Origin of the sequence: Nocardia sp. NPDC059177 (genome assembly GCF_042755165.1) — a bacterium.
Classification (GTDB): domain Bacteria; phylum Actinomycetota; class Actinomycetes; order Mycobacteriales; family Mycobacteriaceae; genus Nocardia.
On record NZ_JBHZBX010000009.1, the window covers coordinates 32,935 to 58,505 of the forward strand.

The window sequence follows — 25,571 nt, forward strand, 5'->3', positions numbered from 1 at the left end:
GCATCAGTAGCGATGGGTGCCGCCTGCCATTTCTTCCAGGCGCTTGATGCGTTCTTCCATCGGGGGGTGGGTGGAGTACCAGCGGGCGATGCGGTCGCCGGCGCGGAACGGGTTGGCGATCATCAGGTGCGATTCGCTGGTGAGTTTGGGGTCCGGCGGCAGGGGGGCCACCTGGACGCCGCGCTCGATCTTGCGCAGGGCCGAGGCCAGCGCCAGCGGGTCGCCGGTGAGTTCGGCGCCGGACTGGTCGGCCTGGTACTCCCGCGACCGCGACACGGCCATCTTGATCAGGCCGGCGGCGATCGGGCCGAGCAGCGATACCAGCAGCACCCCGATGATGTTCGGGCCCTGCCCGCCCCGGCCGCCGAAGGACCCGGCGAACAGCGCCATATTGGCCAGGCCGGTGATGACCGAAGCCATCGCGCCCGCCACCGACGAGATCAGTATGTCGCGGTTGTAGACGTGCGACAGCTCGTGGCCGAGCACCGCGCGCAGCTCCCGCTCGTCGAGCAGCTGCAGGATGCCGCTGGTACAGCAGACCGCCGCGTGACGCGGGTTGCGGCCGGTCGCGAACGCGTTGGGCGCGTTGGTCGGGCTGATGTAGAGCCGCGGCATCGGCTGGCGGGCCGTGGTCGCGAGCTCGCGCACGATCCGGTACATGACCGGGGCTTCCAGTTCGCTCACCGGTTGCGCGTGCATCGCCTTCAACGCCAGCTTGTCGCTGTTGAAGTAGGCATAGGCGTTCATGCCGACGGCCAGCACGATCGAGACGATCAGGATCGTCGGACTGCGGAACATCGCCCCGATGGCGACGATCAACGCCGACATCCCGACCATCAAGCCGAACGTCTTGATCATTTCCGCCTCCCCGCGCCTCTTGCCGGTCGTCGGGCACTTGGTTGTTCAGTTGCCGGGCCTGCGGTCGAGTGCGTGATCATTTTCGGGCGTACCCGGCGAGTTACCCATGTTCGCGCGCAATCTGTCGTTGCTCCGCGACAGCTCAACGTTCGCGGAGTGGAGTTGGTTCCTGGTCAGCCGACTCGTTCGATGGTGTAGCGGACCAGGCGGGTGAGGGCGTCGTTGGCCGGGCCCGCGGGGAGGGCGGCGAGTTCGGTGTCGGCGAGGTCGGCGTATTTCTGCAGCTTCTCCTTGGCCTGGGCCATGCCGGGCGAGCGGCGCAGCAGTTCCAGCGCCTCTTCGACCTCGGCGTCGGTTTCCAGGGGGCGCGCCAGCAGGGTGCGCAGGCGGTCGCCGTCGGCGCCGGACTCGCGCAGGGCGTAGAGCACCGGCAGTGTGTGCACGCCTTCGCGCAGATCGGTGCCCGGGGTCTTGCCGGACTGCTCGGCCGAGGACGAGATGTCGATGATGTCGTCGGAGATCTGGAAGGCGGTGCCGACGGCGTCACCGAGGCGGGCCAGCCGCTCGACGTGCTCGGTGTCCGCGCCGGAGAAGGTGCCACCGAAGCGGCCCGCGGCGGCGATGAGCGAGCCGGTCTTCTCCCAGACCACGCGCAGGTAGTGCTCGACCGGGTCCTGGGACTTCTTGGCGCCCATGGTTTCCCGCATCTGGCCGGTGACCAGTTCGGCGAAGGTCTCGGCGATGATGCGGACCGCGTCGGGGCCCAGCGTGGAGGTCAGCCGGGAGGCGTGGGCGAACAGGTAGTCGCCGGCCAGGATCGCGATGCTGTTGCCCCAGCGCGCGTTCACACTCACCGCGCCGCGCCGCTGCGGGGCCTCGTCCATGACGTCGTCGTGGTACAGCGTCGCCAGGTGGACCAGTTCCACGACGGTGCCCGCGGTGACCAGCGCCGGATCGGTCGGATTGGGGCCGAGCTGGCCGGTGAGCACGGTGAACAACGGCCGGAACCGCTTGCCGCCCGCGCGCGCCAGATGCAAGGCGGCTTCCTGGAGGAAATCCTCGCCGTCGGAGAGTTCGTCGACGAGCAGCTTCTCGACCGCGGCCAGGCCGTCGCGTACCGTGGCCGCGAGGTCGGGATCGACGAGATCGACCCCGGCCACCACGGTGCTCTCGTCGCTCACAGCCGATGTGCTCATTATCTTCTCCCAGTGATGCGTGGCGACCCCGACGGGTAGCAACCTAGCGTGTTCCGGGGTCCACGCCGATGAACACCGTCACACACTGACTCTTCCCGGTGTACCCGACACTCTCGCACAGCGGCCGCGGGTGCCAGTATTGAGCCATGGGTTCACCGGATCTCACCCCCGCCGACCGTGCTCCCCTGCCCGCCACCGTCGAGGTACTGGTGATCGGCGCCGGGCCGGCGGGCTCGGCCTCGGCCGCGTGGGCCGCCCGGGCCGGACGGGATGTGCTGCTGCTCGATTCGGCGGTTTTCCCGCGCGACAAGACCTGTGGCGACGGGCTGACGCCGCGTGCGACCGCCGAGCTCGAACATCTGGGTCTGGGCGAATGGGTGCGCGCGCACACGGTGAACCACGGTCTGCGGATGGCCGGATTCGGTCGCGAGGCCCTGCTGCCCTGGCCGGGCGGTTCGTTCCCGACATACGGGAGTGCCGTTCCCCGAACCGAACTCGACGACAAGCTGCGCGAGACCGCGATCAAGTCGGGCGCGCGGATGGTCGACGGCGCCAAGGTCACCGAGGTGCTGCGCGAGGGCGAACGGGTCACCGGGGTGACGGTGCGCCTCGGCGCGACCACGCACACCGTGCGCTGCCGCACCCTGGTGGTGGCCGACGGCGTGCGCTCCCCCATCGGCAAGCAACTGGGCCGCACCTGGCATCGCCGGTTCGCCTACGGCACCGCGGCCCGCGCCTACATCAAGTCCGGCCGCAGCGACGACCAGTGGATCTCCTCGCATCTGGAACTGCGCAATGCCGCCGACGAACTGGTCCCCGGCTACGGCTGGATCTTCCCGCTGGGCAACGGCGAGGTGAATATCGGTGTCGGCTCGCTGGCGACCGAGGCCCGGCCGTCCCATATCGCGCTCAAGCCGCTGATCGAGCACTACACCCGGCTGCGTCGCGAGGAATGGCAGCTCGAGGGCGAATTGCGGGCGGTGGCCTCGGCACTGCTGCCGATGGGCGGGGCGGTGTCCGGGGTGGCCGGACCGAACTGGGCACTGGTCGGTGACGCGGCGGGCTGCGTGAATCCGCTCAACGGCGAGGGCATCGATTACGGCCTCGAGGGCGGGCACATGCTCTCGGGCCTGCTCGACGAACCCGATCTGCGCGGGGTATGGCCGCAGCTGCTGCGCGAGCGCTACGGGCGCACCTTCTCGGTGGCGCGCCGCATCGCCGGGCTGGCGACCCACCCGAAGATGGTGCCGCTGGGCGGTCCGCCGGTGATGCGCTCGAAATATCTGCAGCGCACCGCCGTTCGGGTGATGGGCAACCTGGTCACCGACGAGGACCTCGACCTCACCGCCCGCCTCTGGCGGACGGCAGGCCGAACTTCGCTCCGCACCGACAATCTCCCCCCCTTCACCTGAGCAACAGCAGCACGCAAGAACATGGGTAACTCATGGGGGACGGGCTGACCCCGCCACCCCCAAGAGCTTGCCGCCTGCTCAGTCGCCCCGCACCTCAATCAGGCCTGAGTACCCGGAGAGGCGGCACAGCACCAGGCTTCGATGAACTTGCGCTCGCTGTTGAGCACCCGCTGATGCAGTTGCTCGGCCAGCGGCTCGATGGCGCCACCGACCAGCGGGACCTTGACGGTCACCGTGCCGACGACCTCGATCTCGGCGCCCTCGGCGGTCGGGCGCAGTTCGTAGGTGCCCGACATCTCGGTGTTGATGCCGCCGGTGTGACCGGTGAAACTGCCCTTGGCGACCTCGCCCTGCAGCGGCTGCCAATGGTCGGTGCGCACGAGCACCAGATCGCTTTTGAGTACCTTGCGGACCAGGCCGGGAACCTTGTCCTGACCTGGCGTTTCGGTCATCTGGATGCGGATGGAACCCGGTCCGTCGGGATGGGATAGTTCCAGGGTCGCGGTCTCGGCGGCAGCGAAACGCTGCTGCCAGACCGCGTCGTCGACGAGTGCCCGGTGAAGATCTTCGACCGGGACTGCGTAGGGCACGGTGAAGCTGAATTTTCGGGACATGCCCGCACACGCTAGTGCAGCAGACGGTTACGCTGGCCGGGTGTCGGAAACCAGCCAGTCGGATAGGCGGAACGTACGCCTGCGACGGGTGCGGGCCGGGGTGCTCGGCGCCGCGACGGTGATCAGCGTGCTCATGGTGCTGCTGGTGCTGGCCGCCTGGCGCAACGACTACGAGATCGAGCAGCACCGCGGCGTCACCTCCGGGGAGGTGCTCTCGGCGGGGCGGCTGCGGTCGGCGGTGATGTACGTGACGCCCGACAGCGTGACCCACAATCCGAAGGTCGGCATCCTCTATCCGACCAATCTGACGGCCGGCCAGCGGATCAATGTCGAATACAGCACGCGGGATCCCGACCTGGTGCGCGTCGCGGGGCGCGACGCGCGGGTGGCGATCATCCCGGCGGCCTCGGTGATCGTGGTGGTGTGGGCGCTGGCGCTGCCCGTGCTGTGGCTGGTGCGGCGCAAGCGCGCCGAGGGGTAACTTTCCCCCGCTGTTCGCCGCGGCTTCACGTCGGCGTGGGCGGCTCGCGCGGTCCGGCGGTCACGCTGGAATTGTGCGCGTAGCCATCGTGGCGGAGTCTTTTCTGCCGAACATGAACGGCGTCGTCAACTCCGTGCTGCGGGTGCTGGATCATCTGGACGAGCACGGGCACGACGCGATGATCGTCGCGCCGGACACCCTGCGTGGGGTGCCACCCGCCCCGCGTTTCCACGGCCGGTACCCGGTGCACCGGGTACCGGCGATGATGGTGCCCAAAGTGAGTTCGCTGCCGGTCGGGCTGCCGCAACCGGGGATCACCGCGGCCATCGCCGCCTTCGACCCGGACGTGGTGCACCTGGCCTCGCCGTTCCTGCTCGGCGCGGGCGGACTGGCGGCGGCGACCCGGCTGGACCTGCCGTCGATCGCGGTCTATCAGACCGATGTGGCCGGGTTCGCCAAGAGTTACGGGCTCGGGCTGGCCGCGCGCGCGGCCTGGGCCTGGACGCGACGCATCCACGAGGGGTCCACCCGCACGCTGGCGCCATCTTCGGCGGCCGCGCAGGACCTGGCCGACCACGGCATCCCGCGGGTGCACCGGTGGGGACGCGGCGTGGACATCGACCGGTTCGCCCCGGCCGCGCGCAGCGCCGAGCTGCGGGCGAGCTGGCTGGGTGACAGCGATCGGCTGGTGGTCGGGTTCGTCGGCAGGCTCGCGCCGGAGAAGCACGTCGAACGGCTGGCGGTACTCGCCGATGACCCGTCGATCCAGCTGGTCGTGGTGGGCGGTGGACCGGAGCGGGCACGGCTGGGCAAGCTGCTGCCGACCGCGGTGTTCACCGGTGAGCTGGGCGGCAGCGAACTGGCCACGCACTACGCGAGCCTGGACGTGATGGTGCATCCGGGCGAGCACGAAACGTTCTGCCAGGGCGTGCAGGAGGCGTTGTCGTCGGGGGTGCCGGTGATCGGGCCGGACGCTGGCGGACCGCGTGATCTGATCGCGCACTGCCGCAACGGCTATCTGCTGCCGGTCGACCGGTTCACCGAGCTGCTGCCCAGCGCGGTGTCGGCGCTGCGGGCGGCCGATCAGCGCGCGCGGTTCGCGGCGGCGGCGCGCAAATCCGTGCTGCACCGCACCTGGCCCGCGATCTGCACCGAGTTGCTCGGGCACTACGCGGATGTGACCGGATCGCGGGAACGCTTGCCGCGCTCGGCCTAGTAGCACCCGGCGGGCGACGGATAAGCTCGATTCGTGGCGACAACAGAGCAGCGGGAACCGGTTCGGGCTTCGCTGGACAAGCAACCTCACGAGGTCGCGTCGATGTTCGACGGTGTGGCGAAGCGCTACGACCTCACCAACACGGTCATCTCCGCGGGCCAGGACCGATACTGGCGGTGGGCGACGCGGCGTGCGCTCGGACTGCGTCCCGGCGAGCGGGTCCTCGATCTGGCCGCGGGCACCGGGGTGTCGACGGTGGAGCTCGGCAAGTCGGGTGCCTGGTGTGTGGCCGCGGACTTCTCCCAGGGCATGCTCGGCGCAGGCCGGTTCCGGCAGGTCCCGATGGTCGCCGGGGACGCGATGGCGCTGCCCTTCGCCGACAATTCCTTCGACGCGGTGACCATCTCCTTCGGCCTGCGCAATGTGGCCGATATCGATGTGGCGCTGCGCGAGATGCTGCGGGTGACCAAGCCCGGCGGCCGGGTGGTGGTGTGCGAGTTCTCCACGCCGGTGTTCGGGCCGTTCCGCACCGTCTACATGGAGTACCTGATGAAGGCGCTGCCGCGGGTGGCACGGGCGGTCAGCTCCAATCCGGACGCGTACGTGTACCTGGCCGAGTCGATCCGGGCCTGGCCCAACCAGCGCAGGCTGGCCCGCCGGATCTCCGACGCCGGCTGGGACTCGGTGCAGTGGCGTGACCTCACCGGCGGTGTGGTCGCACTGCATCGTGGCTACAAAATGGCGTGATCCCCGTCGCGGGGCCGGGGTGAAACCGGTCACCTCCGGCTCCCGTCGCGGCGCTGCCGACCCGGCAGAACATCCCCTGATCAGCGGCGATATTCCCGCACAATCCTCACAGCGAAAATTCTGACGGGTGAGGTCGATTGTCATCTGGACATAACGTTCGGTAAATCGAGCGCAACGACAGATGCGGATGATCGAACCATGACAGCTGACATCCGCGGTGCGGACACTGTGCGCACACAGTGTTCGTATTGTGGTGTCGGCTGCGGCATCACCGTCCAAACCAAGACTGATCAGTCGGGTGCACGGTTGATCGCGAAAGTCAGCGGCGACAAGCTGCATCCGGCCAACGCGGGCCGGCTGTGCACCAAGGGCGCCACCCACGCCGAGATGATGGCCGCTCCTGGCCGGATGGACACCGCCTACCACCGTCCCGAGCGCGGGCAGGTCCCCGTGCCGCTGCCCGTCGACGAGGCCGTGCACGAGACCGCCACCCGCCTGCGCGCCGTCCTCGACGAGCACGGACCCGACGCGATCGCCCTCTATGTCTCCGGTCAGATGTCGCTGGAAGCGCAGTACCTGGCCACCAAACTGGCCAAGGGCTACCTGCGGACCAAGCACATCGAGGCCAACTCTCGGCTGTGCATGGCCAGCGCGGGCACCGGCTACAAGCAGTCGCTCGGCGCCGACGGGCCGCCCGGGTCCTACGAGGATTTCGAGCACGCCGACCTGTTCTTCGTCAGCGGCGCCAATATGGCCGACTGCCATCCGATCCTCTACCTGCGCATGGCCGACCGGCTCAAGGCGGGCGCCAAGCTGATCGTGGTCGACCCGCGCCGCACCGATACCGCGGTCCGCGCGGACCTCTACCTGCAGATCGCGCCGGGCACCGACCTGGCGCTGCTCAACGGGCTGCTGCACCTGCTGGTGGCCGACGGCGCGATCGACACCGAATTCATCGCCGCGCACACCGAGGGCTGGGACGCGATGCCCGAGTTCCTCGCCGGCTATCCGCCCACCCGCGTCGCGGAACTCACCGGACTCGCCGAGGCCGATATCCGCACCGCGGCCACGATGATCGCCGAGGCAGGCGAATGGATGTCGCTGTGGACGATGGGGCTCAACCAGTCCACCCACGGCACCTGGAACACCAACGCGCTGATCAACCTGCATCTGGCGACCGGGGCGATCTGCCGGCCCGGCAGTGGGCCGTTCTCGCTCACCGGGCAGCCGAATGCCATGGGCGGACGTGAAATGGGCTACATGGGTCCCGGTCTGCCCGGCCAGCGCAGCCTCCTCTCCCCCACCGACCGCACCTTCGTCGAGACCGCGTGGGAGCTGCCCGCCGGCACCCTGCGGACCGAAGCGGGGCCCGGCACGATCGACATGTTCCGCGGACTGGCCGACGGTGCGATCAAGGCCGCCTGGATCATCGGCACCAATCCGGTGGCCACCGTGGCCAATCGCAAGACCGTCATCGCCGGACTGGAGGCCGCCGAACTGGTGGTGGTGCAGGACGCCTATACCGAGACGGCGACCAACGCCTACGCCGATCTGCTGCTGCCCGCCACCTTGTGGGCGGAAAGCGATGCGGTGATGGTGAATTCGGAGCGCAATGTGACCCTGCTGCAGCAGTCGGTCGATCCGATCGGCGACGCGCGCCCGGACTGGCTGCTGATCGCCCAGGTCGCCACGGCCATGGGCTTTCCCGGGTTCGCCTTCACCTCCAGTGCCGAGGTGTTCGCCGAGCTGCGGCAGTTCACCAACCCCGCCACCGGCTACGACCTGAGCGGCATGAGCTACGAGCGGCTGCGCGAGGGAGCGATGCAGTGGCCGTGCAACGACAGCGAGTCGCCGCGCAATCCGATCCGCTACCGCAACGACGGCATCCACCAGCCGCTGCACGTCGATGCCGACGGCAGTGCCCCGGCGCTGGCGTTCGCGACGCTGAGCCGGCGCGCGGTCTTCTTCGCGCGCCCGCACCTGCCCGCGGCCGAACTGCCCGACGACGACTACCCCTTCCTGCTCAATACCGGCCGCCTGCAACATCAGTGGCACACGATGACCAAGACCGGGAAGGTCGACAAGCTGACCAAGCTGACCGGCGCGCCGTTCGTCGAAGTGCACCCGGCCGACGCGCAGCGCCTCGACCTGCGCGCCGGCGACCAGCTCGAAGTCGCCTCGCGCCGCGGCCGGGCGGTACTGCCGGTGCGGATCAGTGATCGCGTTCGTCCCGGTGATTGTTTTGCTCCTTTCCATTGGAACGATGAACAGGGTGAATATCTGACTATCAATGCCGTCACCAACGACGCGGTCGATCCGGCTTCGTTGCAGCCGGAGTTCAAGGCGTGCGCGGTGGCGCTGCGCCGGGTCGGCCCGGCGGCCGAACCCGAGCAGGCCCCCGCCCAGCCGCTCGCGCATCCGCTGGCCGGCGTGCTCGGCCTCGATGCGGGCACCGCGCCGATCCTCAGCGAGACCGAACGCATCTACCTCGGCGGCTATCTCGCCGCCCTGCAATCACTTCCGGTGACCGGACAGCCCGTGCTGCCCGCGAGCGCGCCGCTGTCGACACAGTCGCGTCTCTGGGTGGACGGACTGCTGGCCGGGATGTACTCGCGCACCACCGGCGACACCGTGGAGACCATTGCCGCCGGCCCGGCGGCCGAGCCCGTCACCGTGCTGTGGGCCTCGCAGACCGGTAACGCCGAGGAACTGGCCGCCACGGTCGCGGCGCGGCTGACCGAGGCCGGGTTCCTGCCCGCGCTGCTCGACATGGACTCCTGTGAGCTGACCGCACTCACCGGCGCCATCCTGGTGGTGACCAGCACTTTCGGTGACGGCGGCCCGCCCGACAACGGCGCCGACTTCTGGACCCGGCTCGAGGACAGCATCGTCCGGCTCACCGATGTCCGCTACGCGGTGTTCGCACTGGGTGACTCCTCCTACGACGATTTCTGCGGCCACGGCCGCAAGCTGGACAATCTGTTCGCCTCGCGCGGCGCGAAGCGACTGCTGGCCCGGGTGGACAGCGAACCCGATTTCGCCGACGCCGCCGATCAGTGGCTCGACGAGGTGATCGCCGCGCTCACCCCGCCCGGCGCGCCCACCCCCGGTACCGATCCCACCGGCGGCGCGGATGCCCCGAACATCGGCACGAGCGGTCCTGCCCCGCACCAGGATTCGAGGACCAGCGGACGCGGCGGCGCGATCGTGCTCGAGCGCCCCCTCGCCCCGGCGCGCACCCAACGCGCCGCTCCCGCCCCGTTCACCCGTCAGTCTCCGGTCCGCGCGACACTGATGCGCAATGAGATCCTCAGCGCCCCCGGCTCACCGAAGGAGGTGCGCCGCTTCGGTTTCGACCTGCACGATCTCGACGCCGGCTACGAGGTGGGCGACTCACTGGGTGTACTCCCCGCCAACGGTTCCGGGCTGGCCGAGGAATGGCTGGCCGCCACCGGCTTGGACGGCCGCCGCGTGCTGGAGCTCGACGACCGCGAACTCACCCTGGCCGAGGCACTGCGCACCCACTTCGACATCACCAAGGTGAGCCAGGATCTGCTCGGTTTCATCGCCGACCGCAATCCGCACCCGCAACTGGCCAAGCTGCTGCGCCGCGACAACCGCAACGAACTCGCCAACTACCTGTGGGACCGCCAGGCCGTCGACGTGCTGCGCGACTTCCCCGTCCGCACCGACCTGGTCGACTGGCTCAGCACCCTGAAAAAGCTCCAGCCCCGCCAGTATTCGATCTCCTCCAGCCCACTGACCACCCCGGATGAGGTACAGCTGACTGTCGGCGTGGTGCGCTACGGCGACCCGGTCGGTGACGCGGCACGCCGTGGCGGGGTGTGCTCCACCTTCCTGGCCGACCGAGCCGGCGCCGAGGTACCGATCTTCCTGCAGCGCGCACCGCACTTCCGCCCGCCGCTGGACCCGAACGCGCCGATGATCATGGTGGGCCCTGGCACCGGCATCGCCCCGTTCCGTGGATTCCTGCACCAGCGCAGAGCCCTCGGCGCGACCGGTCGCAACTGGCTGTTCTTCGGCGACCAGCACGCCGCCCAGAACTTCTACTACCGCACCGAACTCGAAGACATGTTCCGCTCGGGCTTCCTCACCCGCCTCGACCTCGCTTTCTCCCGCGACCAGCGCGAGCGGATCTATGTGCAGCACCGGATGATCGAGCACGGCGCGGAGCTGTGGTCCTGGCTGCGCGACGGCGCCCACTTCTACGTCTGCGGTGACGCCGCCCGCATGGCCAAGGACGTCGACGACACCCTCCTGCGGATCGCCCAGATCCACGGCAAGCTGGACGAGGCAGGCGCCCTGGCCTTCAAGAAGCAGCTGGTCGCGGAGAAGCGCTACGTCCGCGACGTCTACTGATTCAGGCCGCCTGGACCGCGGGCGGATTCAGCCGGGCGAAGTCGGGGAGCCGGTGGTAGGGGTAGTAGGGGTACGGCGGTGTGGTGGCGCTCGCCGCGTCGAGGGCGGCCCGGTGTTGCGGGTCGAGCTCCCAGCCGACGGCGTCGAGGTTCTGGCGTAACTGCTCCTCGTTGCGGGCGCCGATCAAGACGGTGGCGACCGTGGGGCGGGTGAGCAGCCAGTTCAGGGCGATCTGGGGGACGCTGCGGCCGGTGTCGGCGGCGATGCCGTCGAGGACGTCGACCACGGTGTAGAGGTGTTCGTCGTCCACCGGCGGGCCTGCCTGGGCTGTCTCGTGCAGCCTGCTGCCCGCTGGAAGCGGCTGACCGCGACGGATTTTGCCGGTGAGCCTGCCCCAGCCGAGCGGGCTCCAGACCACCGCGCCGACGCCCTGGTCGACGCCGAGCGGCATGAGTTCCCATTCGTAGTCGCGACCGACGAGGGAGTAGTAGACCTGGTGTGCCACCGGCTTTTCCAGCCCGAGCGCCTCGGCGGTGGCCAGTGTCTTCATCAACTCCCAGCCGGCGAAATTGGAGACGCCGAGATAGCGGATCTTGCCGGCGCGAACGAGATCGTCCAACGCCGTGAGGGTTTCGGCGAGCGGGGTGCCCGCGTCGTAGGCGTGCAGCTGGAACAGGTCGAGGTAGTCGGTGCCGAGGCGGCGCAGTGAGGCGTCGACCGCGCGGATCAGCCTGGCCCGGCTCGCGCCCGCCTCGTACGGGCCGGGACCGGTGGGCAGAGCCGATTTCGTCGACAGCAGCACCTGGTCGCGACGGCCCTTGATCGCCGCGCCGAGGACTTCCTCCGAGGCGCCCTCGGAGTAGACGTCGGCGGTGTCGAACAGGGTGACGCCGGCCTCCACACTGATGTCGACCAGCCGCCTGGCCTGGGCAGCGTCGGTATCGCCCCAGGCGCTGAACAGTGCGCCGCGGCCGCCGAAGGTGCCTGCGCCGAAGCCGAGCGCCGGAACGAGAAGGCCGGATGCGCCGAGCCGACGGTATTCCATGAGAGCTCCTAAAGGGTCTATAGTTCCGTTAACACGATCGACGGTACACCCGATCGCCGACAAATGGAACAGGAGTCCCGTTATGAACCACGACATTGCCTGGCCCGGCTCGGTTCGCCCTGGTGGACGCACCGCCCGGGTCCGCGAGTCGGTGCTGCAGGTCGCCGGTGATCTGCTCGCCGAACGTGGCTTCGCGCACCTGGATCTGGCGGAGGTCGCGGCCACGGCGGGAGTCGGCAAGACCACGGTCTACCGCCGCTGGCGCACCCCGGCGGGTCTGGTCGCCGATCTGCTGGTCGAGATGGCCGAGCAGTCGCTTCCCCGGGCCGACACCGGCGACCTGCTCGAGGACCTGACCGTCAATGCCCGGCTGGTCGCGCGCACGCTCGCCGATCCGCGCCAGGGCAATCTGTTCCGCGCCGTCATCGCGGCCGCCACCTGCGACGATGCCACCGCAACCGCCCTGCACACCTTTTACGACACCCGGCTCACCGAATGGGCGCCATGCGTCGACGCCGCGGTCGCCCGTGGCGAAGCACCACCGGGCACCGACGCGCGGGCGGTGGTCTCGGCGGTATCGGCCCCGCTGTACTACCGATTACTCGCCAGCGGCGACCCGATCGACGAGGCGACCGCCGACCGCGCGGCCCGCGTTGCCGCGATCGCCGCCGCCGCGGGTGCCTTCGTCGGCTGAGCGAGCTCAGTTCTCGACGTATTCGCCGAGCACACGCTGATATTCGGCCAGATCGGGCTCGGTGTGGATCTTCGGGTTGTCGCCCTTGGTGAGTACTGAGGACGGGCAGTCCGGCGACGCTTTGCCCAGGATCTCCGTGGTGACGACAGCACGCCCGGTCGCGGCTTCGCGCAGGGTGACCTCGTAGCGCCCCTGGTAGAGCGGCAGGCTGCTGGAGGTGAACTGGCAGTCGGTCAGGAAATCGCCGTCGTCGGGTTCCTCGAGGCAGGCGATGAGCTGTACATCGGCGGGTTCCAGGTCGCGGCCGCCCCATTCCCGCGGACCGTCGTAACCGCCGATCTCGGCATCGGAGTAGCCGACCGAGTCCTCCACGAAGGCGATAACCGGATGCGGTGCCGGCCCGCCGAATTCGGCCGCCGTGGGATAGAACTTGCCACCCATGTCATGGCAGGCGTCTTCCATCGCGCTGATATCGGCCACCGGCCCCTTGTGTTCCTTCGGAGTCCAGAACGACCAGTACACCGCGTACCCGACCGCGCCGAGCACGACGATCACCGAGATCGCGCCGACCGCCTTCGAGTACTTGCCGAACATCGGCCCGGTGCGCCCGGACCGCTTGCGCACCATGGCCACGACGATCGCCAGGAAGGGAGCGATGATCAGCAGCGCGAAGATCGACCCGACGAGCACACTGCCGTTGTCGAAAGCCATCCAGGAGAAGATCCCGGACAGCGCCATCAGCAGCAGAACAACTTGCACCACAAGAAAACCCCCCGGTCACACCGTCGAATGTGCCTCGGACCGTACCAAATTCAGCGGTCGGCGGCGATTCCGGCAGCGTGCCAGCCGGGGTCGCGGCCGGTGAGCCCGAGCAGCCGTTCCAGCGCGGGCGCGTCCGCGCCGACCGCGACCACCGGGCCGAACAGACCGGGCGTGCCCTCGGGATCGGTCTCCCGCAGGAACTCCGCCAGGACCGCCAGATCACTGTTGTCGACTGCCAGTGACTGCCCGGTCGCAACCGCGAGATCCCAGCCGTGGATGACCAGCTCGTCGAGCGCGACGGTGGCCATGATCATCGCGGGCATCACGACACCACCTGCCTCGGTGTCTCCGTCCCAGGCCGCCGGGTCACTCCAGGCGCTGGTCAGCGCGTCGAGCTGGGCGGGAATGCGGGTCCGCCAGTCCGCGGGCAGCGGGGCGTCGAGGCTGGGCGTGGCGCTGTGCCCGACGGCTTCCTTGGTCGCGGCCTGCCGGAAGGCCTCGGTGAGGCCGACGACGTGCGCGAGCAGCCCGCGCACGGTGGTGTCGCCGCACGGCGTCGCGGCATCGAGCTGGTTGTCGGCGATGCCGTCGACGACGGCGGCGAGGGATCGGGCGGCGGCGGTGAGATCGAACTGCGGATCCATGCGGACTCCTCGGTCGAGGGCGGTGGCGACACTGGTACAGACGAGGCGAACACCCGGAATTCATCGTAGGCGCGGGTTGCCGAGTGGGCCCGATCGGCGCAGGCTGGAACCGCAGGACCCGATCAACGTCATCACGTCCGAGGGAACACCGAGGAGTACCCGATGATCGATTACGACACCGCCGACCCGCTGGACGAGGTCCCCGAGGCCGATCGCGTGGAACAGGAACAGTCGGCCTTCCGCGATGACGACCCGGATGATCCGGCCTTCGCCGACGCGGCCGACTACACCGCGGAGATCGCCGCGCACGTCGCCGTCGACGCCGACACCGCGAATCCGGCGGATGTGATCGAGCAGACCATCGCCGTCCCCTTCGACGACGGCGCCGACACCGAGGAGCGCTAGCCGGCGATCTTCGCGCGCACCGTCGCGTGCAGTTCGCGCAGGCTGGAACGCTCGGTCGCGACCTCGAGTACGCGCAGGCCGTGCGCCTCGCCGGCCAGTTCGACGGCCAGTTCGGCGGGATCCACCTGCCGGTGCGGGATGCGGTAGGCGGCGCAGAGCGCGGCCAGGTCCATGCCGTGCGGGGTACCGAAGACCCGCTCGAAGACGCCCGCGTACTGCGGATCGCCCTGTTCGAGCAGTTCGAAGATGCCGCCGCCGTCGTCGTTGGCCACCACGATGGTGAGATTGTCCGGACGCGGTTCGCCCCGGCCGATGAGCAGCCCGGACGCGTCGTGCAGGAAGGTCAGATCGCCCATCAGGGCGACGGTGCGCCCGGCGTGCGCCAGCGCGGCGCCGACCGCGCCGGAGACCGTGCCGTCGATACCGGCGACACCGCGGTTGGACAGCACCCGGATCCCCGGTCGCGGATGCGAGACCAGGGCGGCATCACGCACCGGGTTCGACGCACCGAGCAGCAGCTGATCGCCCTCGCGCAGCGCGTCCATGACGACGGCCGCCACATGCAGGCCGGTTGCTTTCGGGTGCGTCGCCAGTTCGTCGCGCACCACCGATTCGGCCTGCCGGTTGAGTTCGGCGCAGCGCGCCAGCCAGTCCGGGCCCGGTGCGCCGGTGGTGACCGCGCGGGTGCCGGTGCCGACGACATTGCCCGACACATCGGGCCAGCGCGGACCCGTGGTCAGGGCGAAGACGGTCACCTCCGGATCGGCCAGCACCCGTGACACCTGCCGGTGCAGGGTGGGGCGGCCGGTGATGATGGCCTGGGCCGGTTTCAGCAGCGACAGCGCCAGCGGATGCAGGGCAGGTCCGTGCATCGGCGCGGTCGGCTCGGCGACGGTGGGCAGCTCGGCCAGCTCGGGGCGCAGGCCGGCGCCGTGGCCGGAGATGACGACGGTGTCGGGCGTGAGGTCGATGTCGAGGGGGACGTCGAGGGTGGCGTACTGCGTCGAGGTCCACGGCCGTTCGCCGGCGCGGCCGGGCGGTAGCGCGTCCTCGGACAGCTCGGGCACCAGCGGTTCGCGCAGCGGGATGTCGAATTGCACCGGCCCGGCATTGCCCGAGCGGGTGCCGCGCGCGGCGGCGAGCACCCGGCAAACCGAGGAGCGCCACACGCTGTTCTGTCGCGGGTAGTTCGACTCGCCTGCCTCGGCCTCGGCCAGCCCGAGACTGATCGTGGCCCTGACCTGGCTGCCGAACAGCCCCATCTGCTCGACGGTCTGGTTGGCGCCGGTGCCCAGCATCTCGTAGGGCCGGTTGGCGCTGATGACGATCAGCGGCACGCGCGCGTAGTTGGCTTCCAGCACCGCGGGCCCGAGGTTGGCCACGGCGGTGCCCGAGGTCATCACGACCGGCACCGGCCGCCCCGAGGACACCGCGAGCCCGACCGCGAGGAAACCGGCGGTGCGCTCATCGATGCGCATGTGCAGCCGCAACTGCCCGGCCACGTCCGCCGCCTGCAGGGCGAAGGCCAGTGGGGCGTTGCGCGAGCCGGGGCACAGCACCACCTCGCGGACGCCGCCGCGCACGAGCTCGTCGACGACCACTCGTGCCTGCGCAGTAGACGGATTCACAATCCCAGACTGTCAGACCGGGGTGCGCGCGTCTGCCCCCGGCCCGCGTTGGGTGCGTCACGGACGGCGGCGCGGCCCATACAAGTCCACCGCGACGGAGCCCGGACCATTCCCCGAAAAGGTTGTGCGGCAATTGATATGTCGGCGTTAAATCGCGCACGCGACAATGTCCGGACAATCGATAAAGAAATCCGGTGACGGAGGTCTCCCGTCACCGGAATTCTCCGGACAGCTGCCGCGCGATCAGGAAGCCGGCGCGGTGAGGTCCTGGATGCCGATGATGGATTCGACGATGTTGAGCACCGCGGAGGTGCCGCTGTCGACCGCGGCGCTGCCGGACTCGAGCACACCGAAGCCCGCGGCCGAACCGGTGGTCAGATCGGCGGAACCGCTGGCCAGGTCGGCCGAGCCGCTGAAGGAACCGGTACCGGAGCCCGAATCGGCGCCCGCGACGGCGACGGGACCGAAGAACATGACGGCGGCGGCAGCGGCGGCACCGGTGGCGGCGAGAGTCTTGCGAGAGATCATGAGAACCGAACTTCCTTTCAGCAATTCGTGTTTCGAACCGCTCGAAAAGGAACGTAATCGATTCGATCCGGAAGTTTCCACCGGCTCGAATGCCCCCGGATTTCCGGCTACCTTCGATTTTCCCGCCGTTCACCGGAGGAGTTGCCCGCCTCACATTCTCCCGGCCGGAATTTACCGCTGACCGGAAAACATTGTGGCCCCGGACTCGCCACACCCCGTTACGTGAGGGTGGTCACCCACCCATGCGAAAGGCCGGTGCGGCCCGGGAAAGATCCCTGGGCGCGCACCGGCCTTCACCGGAACTGGGACGGCGGGGGCTGCCCCGCCTACGGCTCAGCCCGCGTGCTTCTGCACCAGGTCGGCAACCCGCGGCAGCGCCTCGACGACGTGCTTCTTGGCGGAGCCACGCATCGAGGAGTACACCTTCTGCAGGGCCGGACGCGAGGAGGCGTCGGCCCGGGCGTCGGTGACGGCCAGCAGCGCCTCGGCGACCTCGTCCGACTTCGCGGCCAGCAGATCGGCGAAGGTGCCGGTGCCCGAGGTGGTGAATTCGGCCCAGTAGGGCTGGAGCTGATCGAGCAGCTTGGGCGCCAGCGATGCGAGGGCATCCGGAACGATGGACGGGCTGATCTTCTTGACCGCCGCGTACCCACCCTTCACGGCCAGGCCGGACGCACCACCTTTGTCCGAGACCTCGGCGTCGAGAACCTCGACGGCGTCAGCAAGGAAAGCCGGACGCTTGGTGTCGTCGAGCAGGGATTCAGACAGTGCTGCAACCACTTTCAGGTTCCTCCGGATCGGTTCGTTGAACGAGCAGCCGCAACTATAACCGGCGGGCCCCCGCAACACTGCGCGACCGTCTCACCTGCGGTGTCACGACCACGTACCGGTCTGTCGGACAGTAGGGCAATAATCGGTGTCGTGACTTTCGATCCGAAGCTGTGGCGGCCCGTCCTCGGGTTCGAGGACCTGACCGACATCACCTATCACCGGCATATCGAGCAGGGCACGGTGCGGGTGGCGTTCGACCGGCCCGAGGTGCGCAACGCGTTCCGGCCACATACCGTCGACGAGCTCTACCGCGCCCTCGATCACGCGCGGATGACCTCGGATGTGGGCGCGGTGCTACTCACCGGCAACGGCCCGAGCCCCAAGGACGGTGGCTGGGCCTTCTGCTCCGGTGGCGACCAGCGCATCCGCGGCCGCAACGGCTACCAGTACGCCGAGGGCGAGACCGCCGACACCGTCGATACCGCGCGCGCTGGCCGGCTGCACATCCTCGAGGTGCAGCGGCTGATCCGGTTCATGCCCAAGGTGGTGATCGCGCTGGTGAACGGCTGGGCCGCGGGCGGCGGGCACAGTTTGCACGTGGTCTGCGATCTGACGCTGGCCTCGCGCGAACACGCGCGGTTCAAGCAGACCGACGCCGATGTCGGCTCCTTCGACGGCGGGTACGGCAGCGCGTATCTGGCGAAGATGGTCGGCCAGAAGTTCGCCAGGGAGATCTTCTTCCTCGGCAGGCCGTACACCGCCGAGGAGATGCATCAGATGGGCGCGGTGAACAAGGTCGTGGACCACGACGAGCTGGAGAACGTCGCGCTGGAGTGGACCGCCGACATCAACGGCAAATCGCCGCAGGCCCAGCGCATGCTGAAATACGCGTTCAATCTGCTCGACGACGGCCTGGTCGGACAACAGCTCTTCGCGGGCGAAGCCACCCGGATGGCGTACATGACCGACGAGGCCGTCGAAGGCCGTGACTCGTTCCTGGAGAAGCGCGAACCGGACTGGACGCCCTACCCCTGGTACTTCTGACACATCCCCCCAGACAGGCGGATCGATGGAGATTCTCAACAGCCGGATCATCGTGCGCCCCAGCGATTACGCGCGCACGCTGGCGTTCTACCGCGACGGCCTCGGCCTGGCCATCGCCAGGGAATACCCGGGCGGCACGGTGTTCTACGCCGGGCAGTCGCTGGTCGAGGTCGCCGCGCACGGCGGCAGCGGAGCGGCGGGCACCTTCGATGGCGCGATCTGGTTGCAGGTCCGCGAGATCGCCGACGCGGCGGCGGAGTTGGCACTGAAGGGGATCGTGATCGAGCGTGCGCCGGTGCTCGAACCCTGGGGGCTGTGGGAGATGTGGGTCCGCGATCCGGACGGTGTCGCGATCGTGCTCGTCGAGGTTCCGGCCGAACATCCGATCCGGCGGGATCAGCGCTGGTCGCCGGAGTGAACACCGGTTTGTCGCGGCCGAGCCGAGTTGCCGATCCCGGTTCGGCCGCGCACGATAGCTGCGAGCGAGCGCAAACAGACCCGTTGGCCGGGTCTGCGCGGTCGCATGACACGATCGAAGCCGTGAGGGCGCGCAGCAAGCTGTATCCGGAGGTGAAGGCGTGAGCAGAACGCTGCGGACGCTGCAGATGCCGACCGGTTCCGGTGTCGGCGAAGTGCTTCCCCACCTGCGCCAAGCCCTCGACGGTGCAGGCCCGGCCTGGCTGCCGATTCCGACCACCGACCGGCGTGAGGCGCGCAGGCTCTCCGACGCGCTCAAGCCGGGCGATCCGATCGATGACGATGTCGCCCTGGTCGTGACGACCTCGGGCACCACCGGCGTCCCCAAGGGCGCGCTGCTCGGCGCCGAGGCGTTGCGGGCCAGCGGCACCGCCACCCACGACCGCCTGGGCGGACCGGGTAGCTGGCTGCTGGCCCTGCCCACCCATCACATCGCCGGTATCCAGGTGCTGCTGCGCAGCATCCTCGCCGGGACCGAACCGACCGTGCTCGACGTGTCCGGCGGTTTTCTGCCCGAGGCGCTGGCCGGGGCGGTCGCCGCGATGCGCGGGCCGCGCCGCTACACCGCGCTGGTGCCGACGCAGCTGATCAAGTCGCTGGATTCGCCGGTCGCGGCCAAGGCGCTGGCCGGACTCGACGCGGTGCTGGTCGGCGGGGCGGCCACGCCGCTGCCCGTCTACGACCGGGCCCGCGACCTGGGCATCAATGTCGTGCGCACCTACGGGATGAGCGAGACCTGCGGCGGTTGCGTCTACGAGGGCGTGCCGCTCGACGGCGCGCAGGTGCGGATCGAGGACGGGCGGGTGGTGCTCGGCGGGGCGATGGTCGCGCGCGGCTACCGCAACCTGCCCGATCACCCCGCCTTCGCCGAGCCCGGCTGGTTCCGCACCGAGGACGCGGGCACCTTCGACAACGGCGTGCTGTCGATCTCGGGGCGGCTCGACGAGGCCATCATGACCGGCGGGCTGCTGGTGATCCCGCAGGTCGTCGAGGCGGTACTGGCCAACCATCCGGGGATCCGCGAGTGCATCGTGCTCGGGCTGCCCGACGAGCGGTTGGGTCAGCGGGTCGCGGTGGCGATCGTGCCTGCCCCCGGCGCCACGCCGACGCTCGACGAGCTGCGCGCGCACGTGGTCGCCGAGCTGGATTCCATCGCCGCCCCGCGCGAGCTGGCGGTGCTGGAGGAGATCCCGTTGCGCGGACCGGGCAAGCCCGACCGCGTCGCCCTGCGCGCGCACCTGCAAGCGGGCACCACGCACTGAGCGCGTCAGCTCTTGCACGGGCGGTGACATGCCGGTGCAAGAGCGACGCAAGGCGGGCGCGGCACGGTAGGTCCCATGACTTACACACCCACTTCCGCGCTCGCCGTCGAGGCCGACGGCTTGGTCAAGGTGTTCGGCAAGCAGCGCGCCGTCGACGGGGTGAGCCTGGCGGTGCCGCGCGGCGCCGTCTACGGCGTACTCGGACCCAACGGCGCGGGCAAGACCACCACGATCAAGATGCTGGCCACGCTGCTGCGGCCCGACGGCGGCAGTGCCCGGATCTTCGGCCACGACGTCGTCGCCCGGCCCAACGCGGTGCGTTCGCTGGTCGGCGTCACCGGCCAGTACGCCTCGGTCGACGAAGAGCTCACCGCCACCGAGAACCTGATCATCTTCTCCCGGCTGCTCGGTCTGAGCCGGATCGACGCCCGCCGCCGGGCCGGCGAACTGCTCGACGAGTTCGACCTGGCCGAGGCGGCGAACAAGCCGCTGAAGAACTTCTCCGGCGGCATGCGCCGGCGCCTCGACCTGGCCGCCAGCCTGATCGCCACCCCGCCGCTGCTGTTCCTCGACGAACCGACCACCGGCCTCGACCCGCGCACCCGCGCCCAGATGTGGGACACCATCCGGCGCCTGGTCAGCGAGGGCGCGACGGTCCTGCTCACCACCCAGTACCTCGACGAGGCCGATCAGCTGGCCGACCGGATCGCGGTCATCGACCACGGCCGGGTGATCGCCGACGGCACCGCCGACGAGCTCAAGGCCTCCATCGGCGGCTCCTCGGTGCATCTCACGCTCGTCGATCGCGACCAGCTCGAGCACGCGCGCCGCATCATCGGCGACTTCCTCGGCGTCGCCGCGCAGGTCAGCCCGGAAGCGGGCAGGCTCACCGCGGCCCTGCCCGACCCGAATCTCACCGCTGACCTGCTGATCCGCCTGCGCGACCAGGCGGTCGGCGTCGAGGAGATCACGGTCAGCAAGCCCACCCTCGACGAAGTCTTCCTCACCATCACCGGCCACCCGGCCGAGGATTCCGACGACACCGAACGGAGCGCGGCATGACCGCAGTTCTCACCGCACCCGCGCCCAGCACCGACAACGCCGAGGTCAGCGACCGGATCGGCCTGCGCGAGACCGTCGCCACCTCGTTCACCATGGCCTATCGTGGCCTGCTCAAGATCAAGCACAATCCCGAGCAGCTCTTCGACGTGACGGTGCAGCCGATCCTGTTCACCGCGCTGTTCACCTACATCTTCGGCGGGGCGATCTCGGGCAGCGTGTCCAGTTATCTGCCGGTGCTGATTCCCGGCATTCTCGTGCAGACTGTGGTCCTCACCTCCGTGGTCACCGGCACCCAGTTGCGCGAGGACATGGACAAGGGCGTGTTCGACCGCTTCAAATCGCTGCCCATCGCCCGGGTTTCGGCGCTGGCCGGGGCGCTGATCGCCGACATGGTGCGCTACGGCATCGCCTCCACACTGACCATCGTGGTCGGCCTGTGCCTGGGCTACCGGCCCGCGGGCGGGGTGACCGGCGTGATCGCGGCCATCCTGATGGTGGTGGTGTGCTCGTTCGCGATCAGCTGGGTGTGGGCGCTGGTCGGTGTCACCGGCAAGAGCGCCGCCTCGGTGCAGGGCATCTCGATGATGGTGATGTTCCCGCTGACGTTCATGTCCGGCGCCTTCGCCCCGGTGAGCACCATGCCGGGCTGGATGCAGGGCCTCAACCACGCCAACCCGGTGTATTACATGGTCAACGCGGCCCGGGAGCTGATGAACAACAACAGCTTCGGCGGTGACCTGGTGTGGTCGCTGGTCGGTTCGGCCGTGGTGATCGCGATCTTCGCGCCGCTGACCGTGCGGGCCTACATGCGCCGCGCCTGAAATCCGCTGAACGGCACCCGGATCTCTCCGGGTGCCGTTCGCGGCGTTCAGGACAGGGTGGCGACCACTTCGACAATGCGGGTGGCCGCCGCCATCCGGCGCACGCCGGCGGCCCGGTGGACGGCGGCGTCCATCGCCTCGGCGCCCACCGTGTCGCGGTGCAGGGCGAGATGACGGGCCAGTTCCATCGACGGATTGTCCTGCCTGGCGACCGAAGTACCGGCCAGCGCGAGCAGTTCGAGGCCGATCGTCCGGTTCGTCCCGGTGGCCAGCAGATAGGACCCGAGCGCACCACCGACCGCGCCGATCTGCGGCAGGTCGAAGTACTGGGTCAACCGCTGGCCGGTGGCCTCGACCACCTGGTCCACCAGATCCACCGCGTCCGCCGCGCGCCCGTGCAGGACATGCGCGCTGATCGCGCACGCCGCGACCATCAGCCCGCCCGGCCCCGGGGTGATGCCGAAGTCCGGCCAGCCGAGCAGTTCCAGTGCCCGGCGGAAATGCGCGAGCCCGGCATCGATGTCGCCGTCGGCCAGTTCGAGTTCGGCGACGGCGGTGGCGACGGTCGCGAGCCGGTGATGACGGCGGATGCTCGGATCATCGATCTGGCGCACCCCCGATTCGCCCACCCGCACCGCGAATTCGAGCTCCGCTCTGGCCTGCTCGCGGTCACCGCTGCCGATCAGCGCCGCGGCCAGGTAGCAGCGGCTCTCCATGATCTCGTCGTGGATCCGCAACCGGCCCATCAGTTCCAGTGCCCGGCGATAGTGCCGCACGGCCTCGACGTAGTCGGCCTCCTGGCCACACAGCTGCGCCAGATGCTGGCACACTGTGGCGATCCCCCAGATCTCGCCCTCGCCCAGCTCGTCCAGCGCACGCAACGCGTCCCGGGTCGAGCCGCGCATATTGCCCAGGTTCTCCGCGAAGTTGGCGCGGGCGATCAGCGCGACGACCCGTGCCTGCGGTCGTGGCGAACGCACCGCCTCGGCCAGCAGGCGACCGACCCGGAAAGGTCGACGCCGCACACAGATCAACTGCCCGAGGACACCGAGGCCGGGGTCGAGGTCCGGGTGCGCGAGCAGCCGGCGCGCCCGCAGCCGCACCAGCATCACCGGGCGGGTGTTCTCGCTGTCGGCGAACATCAGGTGCAGGACGACGAGGACATGGGTGACCATCTCGAGGTCCGCGGTGTCACCCGAGACCGGTACCGGCGGTGGCACATTCACCACCCGCTGAATCCAGCCCGTCAATTCCATGTGCGCGCCACGCATCATCCACAGGGTCGCGATCACCGGGAAGACACCGTAGGTGGTCGGCGCGTCGCCACGCTCGACCGCGGCCCGCAGCACGGCCACCAGATTGTCCAGTTCCACGCCGATCGCGAGCACCGCCGACACCTGATCACCGGCCCGGTAGGTGCGGATCGCCGCAGCCGCGAATTCCCTGGCCCACAGCGCCATCCGGGCACCGACCAGCGCCGATTCGGCGCCCGCTGTCTCGGCGTCGACGGCGGCCAGCTGTTCGGCGCCGAACTCGCGCACGGTCTCGAGCATCCGGTAGCGGACGCCGCCGCCGTCGGGGTCGTCGAGCACGGTGAGCAGTGATTGGCCGACCAGTCCGTCCACCGCCGTCGCCACGTCGGCCACCTCGGCACCCGCGGCGACCACCTCCGCGGCCGCGAGAGTGAACCCAGCGGGGAAGCGCGCGAGCCTGCGCAGCACCACCTGCTGATCCGGCTCGAGCAGATTCCAGCTCCAGGCGATCACCGCGTGCAGGGTGCGATGGCGCAGCGGCGCGGCCCGATCGCCACTGCGCAGCAGGGCGAAACGGTGCTCGAGCTTGGTCTCGATCTCGGCCACGCTCATGGTGCGCGCCCGCGCCGCGGCCAGCTCGATCGCCAGCGGGAGGCCGTCGAGGGTGCGGCACAGCCGCGCGACCGTGTCCGGGTCGAGGCGGACATCGGGCCGGACGGCGCGGGCGCGAGCCGAGAACAGGTCCGTCGCGGGCGATCCCGCCGCGTCGATCGCCAGCGGCGCCAGCGGATAGACGGTTTCGGCGGTGATCGCCAGCGGCGAGCGGCTGGTGGTGAGCACGGTCAGCTGGGCGCAGCTGCCGACGAGATCGGCGACCAGGTCGGCGGCGGCCTCGATGACGTGCTCGCAGTTGTCCAGGATCAGCAGCGTCGGCCGCGCGGCGAGCACCTCCCGGAGCCGTCTGCCCGCGTCGAACGAACGGCCTGCCCGCAGATTCACCGGTTCCCGCACCAGTTCGCCCAGGCCCATGACATAGCCGATGGCGGCCTCGATATCGACGCGCGCGTCGGCGCCCGTCACCGATTCGGCCTGCACCGAAGCCAATTCGACCAGCACCACCGGCACGGTGCGGCCGAGCCGTTCACCGATGGCGTTGGCGACGCGGGTCTTGCCGGTGCCGCCGGGGCCGAGGACGGTCGTCACCCGGGAGTGCCGGACCATCCCGGCGATCGCGTCGAGATCGGCGGCACGGCCGAGCAGTTCGTTGGGTGCGGCGCGCAGCCCTAGGGCGGTGGGGGCGGGCGCGCGACGAGCAACGGCGGTGTGGTCGGGCAACACCGCCGGAGCAGCGCTGGAGCGCAGCCCCACGGGGGCGGTCGTGCCCCCGTTCTGGTGGGCGCCCGGCAGTTCTATCGGGTCGCCGCGCAGGACAGCGGTGTTGAGGGCGAGCAGGGTTGGGCCCGGGTCGGCGCCGAGTTCTTCGATCAGGCGCAGGCGGTAGGCGGCGAAGACGTCGAGTGCTTCGCCGGGGCGGCCCGCGGCCGCGAGCAAGCGGATCACGGTGGTGTGGGCGGACTCGTCCAGCGGTTGCGCGGCCGCGGCGGCGCGGGCCAGCGGTAATGCGCCATCGAGGTCGCCCTGGGCGGTCCTGGTCGCGAGTTCGAGGCGGTCCAGTTCGCGGCGCAGGTCGTCGGCGGCGGTGCGCAGGTCGTCGGCGGGAATCGAATCGGGCAGGTCGGCGCCGGGTTCGCCACGCCAGCGGCTGCGGGCCAGCGCGATCGCGGACAGGCTGCCGGTGAGTTCGCCCGCGGCGAGTTGTTCGTCGGCGCGCCGGGCCAGCGCCTGGGCGGCGGTGAGGTCGACATCGTCGGCGGGCAGGGTCAGCCGGTAGCCGGCAGGGCCGATCTCGAGCGCGCCGGCGGGCAGCAGCGCGCGCAGCCGCGAGACCTGGGTGTGCAGGGCGTTCATCGGCGCGCGCGGCGGCTGATCGCCCCACACCTCCTCGACCAGCGCCTGCGCGCCGCGGGCCCGCCCCGGCCGCACCGCCAGCGCGGTGAGCAGCAGACGGGCCCGCGCGCCGGGCAGCGCGACGAGCGCGCCGTCACGACGGATCGCGATCACACCGAGCACACCGACCACGGCGGGGGCATCGGCGGCGAGCGGCGGCCCTCCGGGGCCGGGGTGCGGTTCAGACATGCCGAATGTCATCGTAGGCGGCACGCCGGCACCTCGCCCGATCCGCCGACACCACGGGTCTGCGGACCGAAATTT

Annotated in this window: 22 protein-coding genes; 12 read left to right on the forward strand and 10 right to left on the reverse strand. The window is 69.8% G+C overall.

Annotated elements, in window-relative coordinates; genetic code table 11:
- Nucleotides 1-3 precede the first annotated feature (3 nt).
- Both htpX and ACFXK0_RS13700 read right to left on the reverse strand, forming a co-directional pair.
- The gene (htpX, locus tag ACFXK0_RS13695; protein ID WP_379410464.1) at nucleotides 4-858 is read right to left on the reverse strand and encodes a zinc metalloprotease HtpX; all 855 of its coding nucleotides are present in this window, start codon (nucleotides 856-858) and stop codon (nucleotides 4-6) included.
- A gap of 173 nt (nucleotides 859-1,031) precedes the next feature.
- Nucleotides 1,032-2,054, reverse strand: coding sequence for a polyprenyl synthetase family protein (locus tag ACFXK0_RS13700; protein ID WP_379410465.1), 1,023 nt, complete (start codon nucleotides 2,052-2,054; stop codon nucleotides 1,032-1,034).
- 146 nt (nucleotides 2,055-2,200) lie between these two features.
- Here ACFXK0_RS13700 and ACFXK0_RS13705 point away from each other — a divergent pair, with 146 nt between their 5' ends.
- The gene (locus ACFXK0_RS13705; protein ID WP_379410466.1) at nucleotides 2,201-3,466 is read left to right on the forward strand and encodes a geranylgeranyl reductase family protein; all 1,266 of its coding nucleotides are present in this window, start codon (nucleotides 2,201-2,203) and stop codon (nucleotides 3,464-3,466) included.
- A 98-nt stretch (nucleotides 3,467-3,564) separates the two neighbouring features.
- Here the strand turns inward: ACFXK0_RS13705 and ACFXK0_RS13710 are convergent, their stop codons facing one another.
- Entirely contained in the window at nucleotides 3,565-4,080 is a 516-nt protein-coding gene (locus ACFXK0_RS13710; RefSeq protein WP_379410467.1) for a DUF2505 domain-containing protein, read from the reverse strand.
- A 40-nt stretch (nucleotides 4,081-4,120) separates the two neighbouring features.
- Here ACFXK0_RS13710 and ACFXK0_RS13715 point away from each other — a divergent pair, with 40 nt between their 5' ends.
- From ACFXK0_RS13715 to ACFXK0_RS13730, 4 genes are all read left to right on the forward strand, one after another.
- Complete coding sequence (locus ACFXK0_RS13715) at nucleotides 4,121-4,561, forward strand: DUF3592 domain-containing protein (RefSeq protein WP_379410468.1); 441 nt, start codon at nucleotides 4,121-4,123, stop codon at nucleotides 4,559-4,561.
- 73 nt (nucleotides 4,562-4,634) lie between these two features.
- On the forward strand, nucleotides 4,635-5,777 hold the full coding sequence (locus ACFXK0_RS13720; RefSeq protein ID WP_379410469.1) for a glycosyltransferase family 4 protein: 1,143 nt from the start codon (nucleotides 4,635-4,637) through the stop codon (nucleotides 5,775-5,777).
- A gap of 33 nt (nucleotides 5,778-5,810) precedes the next feature.
- Nucleotides 5,811-6,524 (forward strand): demethylmenaquinone methyltransferase, encoded by a 714-nt coding sequence (locus ACFXK0_RS13725; RefSeq protein ID WP_379410470.1) that lies wholly within the window; start codon nucleotides 5,811-5,813, stop codon nucleotides 6,522-6,524.
- A 198-nt stretch (nucleotides 6,525-6,722) separates the two neighbouring features.
- Nucleotides 6,723-10,904, forward strand: coding sequence for a molybdopterin-dependent oxidoreductase (locus ACFXK0_RS13730; RefSeq protein ID WP_379410471.1), 4,182 nt, complete (start codon nucleotides 6,723-6,725; stop codon nucleotides 10,902-10,904).
- A 1-nt stretch (nucleotide 10,905) separates the two neighbouring features.
- On the opposite strand, the gene ACFXK0_RS13735 is transcribed toward ACFXK0_RS13730, so the two are convergent.
- Nucleotides 10,906-11,949: an aldo/keto reductase gene (locus tag ACFXK0_RS13735; protein WP_379410472.1), complete on the reverse strand. Its 1,044-nt coding sequence runs from the start codon at nucleotides 11,947-11,949 to the stop codon at nucleotides 10,906-10,908.
- An 82-nt stretch (nucleotides 11,950-12,031) separates the two neighbouring features.
- Between ACFXK0_RS13735 and ACFXK0_RS13740 the strand changes: the two genes are divergently transcribed.
- Nucleotides 12,032-12,643, forward strand: coding sequence for a TetR/AcrR family transcriptional regulator (locus ACFXK0_RS13740; protein ID WP_379410473.1), 612 nt, complete (start codon nucleotides 12,032-12,034; stop codon nucleotides 12,641-12,643).
- Nucleotides 12,644-12,649: 6 nt separating this feature from the next.
- Here ACFXK0_RS13740 and ACFXK0_RS13745 read toward each other — a convergent pair whose 3' ends face one another.
- Nucleotides 12,650-13,402, reverse strand: a complete 753-nt coding sequence (locus ACFXK0_RS13745) for a hypothetical protein (protein ID WP_379410474.1) — start codon at nucleotides 13,400-13,402, stop codon at nucleotides 12,650-12,652.
- Nucleotides 13,403-13,455: 53 nt separating this feature from the next.
- Entirely contained in the window at nucleotides 13,456-14,049 is a 594-nt protein-coding gene (locus tag ACFXK0_RS13750) for a TIGR03086 family metal-binding protein (RefSeq protein WP_379410475.1), read from the reverse strand.
- Nucleotides 14,050-14,211: 162 nt separating this feature from the next.
- Here ACFXK0_RS13750 and ACFXK0_RS13755 point away from each other — a divergent pair, with 162 nt between their 5' ends.
- Nucleotides 14,212-14,454 (forward strand): hypothetical protein, encoded by a 243-nt coding sequence (locus tag ACFXK0_RS13755; protein WP_379410476.1) that lies wholly within the window; start codon nucleotides 14,212-14,214, stop codon nucleotides 14,452-14,454.
- On the opposite strand, the gene menD is transcribed toward ACFXK0_RS13755, so the two are convergent.
- The 3 genes from menD to ACFXK0_RS13770 all read right to left on the reverse strand — a co-directional run bounded on the left by menD (nucleotide 14,451) and on the right by ACFXK0_RS13770 (nucleotide 17,390).
- Nucleotides 14,451-16,082, reverse strand: a complete 1,632-nt coding sequence (gene menD / locus ACFXK0_RS13760) for a 2-succinyl-5-enolpyruvyl-6-hydroxy-3-cyclohexene-1-carboxylic-acid synthase (RefSeq protein ID WP_379410477.1) — start codon at nucleotides 16,080-16,082, stop codon at nucleotides 14,451-14,453. The genes ACFXK0_RS13755 and menD overlap by 4 nt on opposite strands.
- A 243-nt stretch (nucleotides 16,083-16,325) precedes the next feature.
- A complete protein-coding gene (locus ACFXK0_RS13765; RefSeq protein ID WP_379410478.1) occupies nucleotides 16,326-16,610 on the reverse strand; it encodes a hypothetical protein in 285 nt (94 codons plus the stop codon).
- Nucleotides 16,611-16,943: 333 nt separating this feature from the next.
- Nucleotides 16,944-17,390 carry a DUF6918 family protein gene (locus ACFXK0_RS13770; protein ID WP_379410479.1) on the reverse strand — a complete coding sequence of 149 codons (447 nt, stop codon included), beginning with the start codon at nucleotides 17,388-17,390 and terminating at the stop codon, nucleotides 16,944-16,946.
- Nucleotides 17,391-17,531: 141 nt separating this feature from the next.
- Between ACFXK0_RS13770 and ACFXK0_RS13775 the strand changes: the two genes are divergently transcribed.
- The 5 genes from ACFXK0_RS13775 (at nucleotide 17,532) to ACFXK0_RS13795 (ending at nucleotide 22,047) form a co-directional block, all read left to right on the forward strand.
- A complete protein-coding gene (locus ACFXK0_RS13775) occupies nucleotides 17,532-18,425 on the forward strand; it encodes a 1,4-dihydroxy-2-naphthoyl-CoA synthase (RefSeq protein WP_379410480.1) in 894 nt (297 codons plus the stop codon).
- A gap of 25 nt (nucleotides 18,426-18,450) precedes the next feature.
- Entirely contained in the window at nucleotides 18,451-18,843 is a 393-nt protein-coding gene (locus tag ACFXK0_RS13780) for a VOC family protein (RefSeq protein WP_379410481.1), read from the forward strand.
- Between the two features lie 187 nt (nucleotides 18,844-19,030).
- Nucleotides 19,031-20,164, forward strand: a complete 1,134-nt coding sequence (gene menE / locus ACFXK0_RS13785; protein ID WP_379410688.1) for an o-succinylbenzoate--CoA ligase — start codon at nucleotides 19,031-19,033, stop codon at nucleotides 20,162-20,164.
- 75 nt (nucleotides 20,165-20,239) lie between these two features.
- The gene (locus tag ACFXK0_RS13790) at nucleotides 20,240-21,226 is read left to right on the forward strand and encodes an ATP-binding cassette domain-containing protein (RefSeq protein WP_379410482.1); all 987 of its coding nucleotides are present in this window, start codon (nucleotides 20,240-20,242) and stop codon (nucleotides 21,224-21,226) included.
- Nucleotides 21,223-22,047 (forward strand): ABC transporter permease, encoded by an 825-nt coding sequence (locus ACFXK0_RS13795; RefSeq protein ID WP_379410483.1) that lies wholly within the window; start codon nucleotides 21,223-21,225, stop codon nucleotides 22,045-22,047. The genes ACFXK0_RS13790 and ACFXK0_RS13795 overlap by 4 nt, the downstream gene beginning before the upstream one ends.
- Before the next feature lie 47 nt (nucleotides 22,048-22,094).
- Here the strand turns inward: ACFXK0_RS13795 and ACFXK0_RS13800 are convergent, their stop codons facing one another.
- A complete protein-coding gene (locus ACFXK0_RS13800) occupies nucleotides 22,095-25,496 on the reverse strand; it encodes a BTAD domain-containing putative transcriptional regulator (RefSeq protein ID WP_379410485.1) in 3,402 nt (1,133 codons plus the stop codon).
- Nucleotides 25,497-25,571 lie beyond the last annotated feature (75 nt).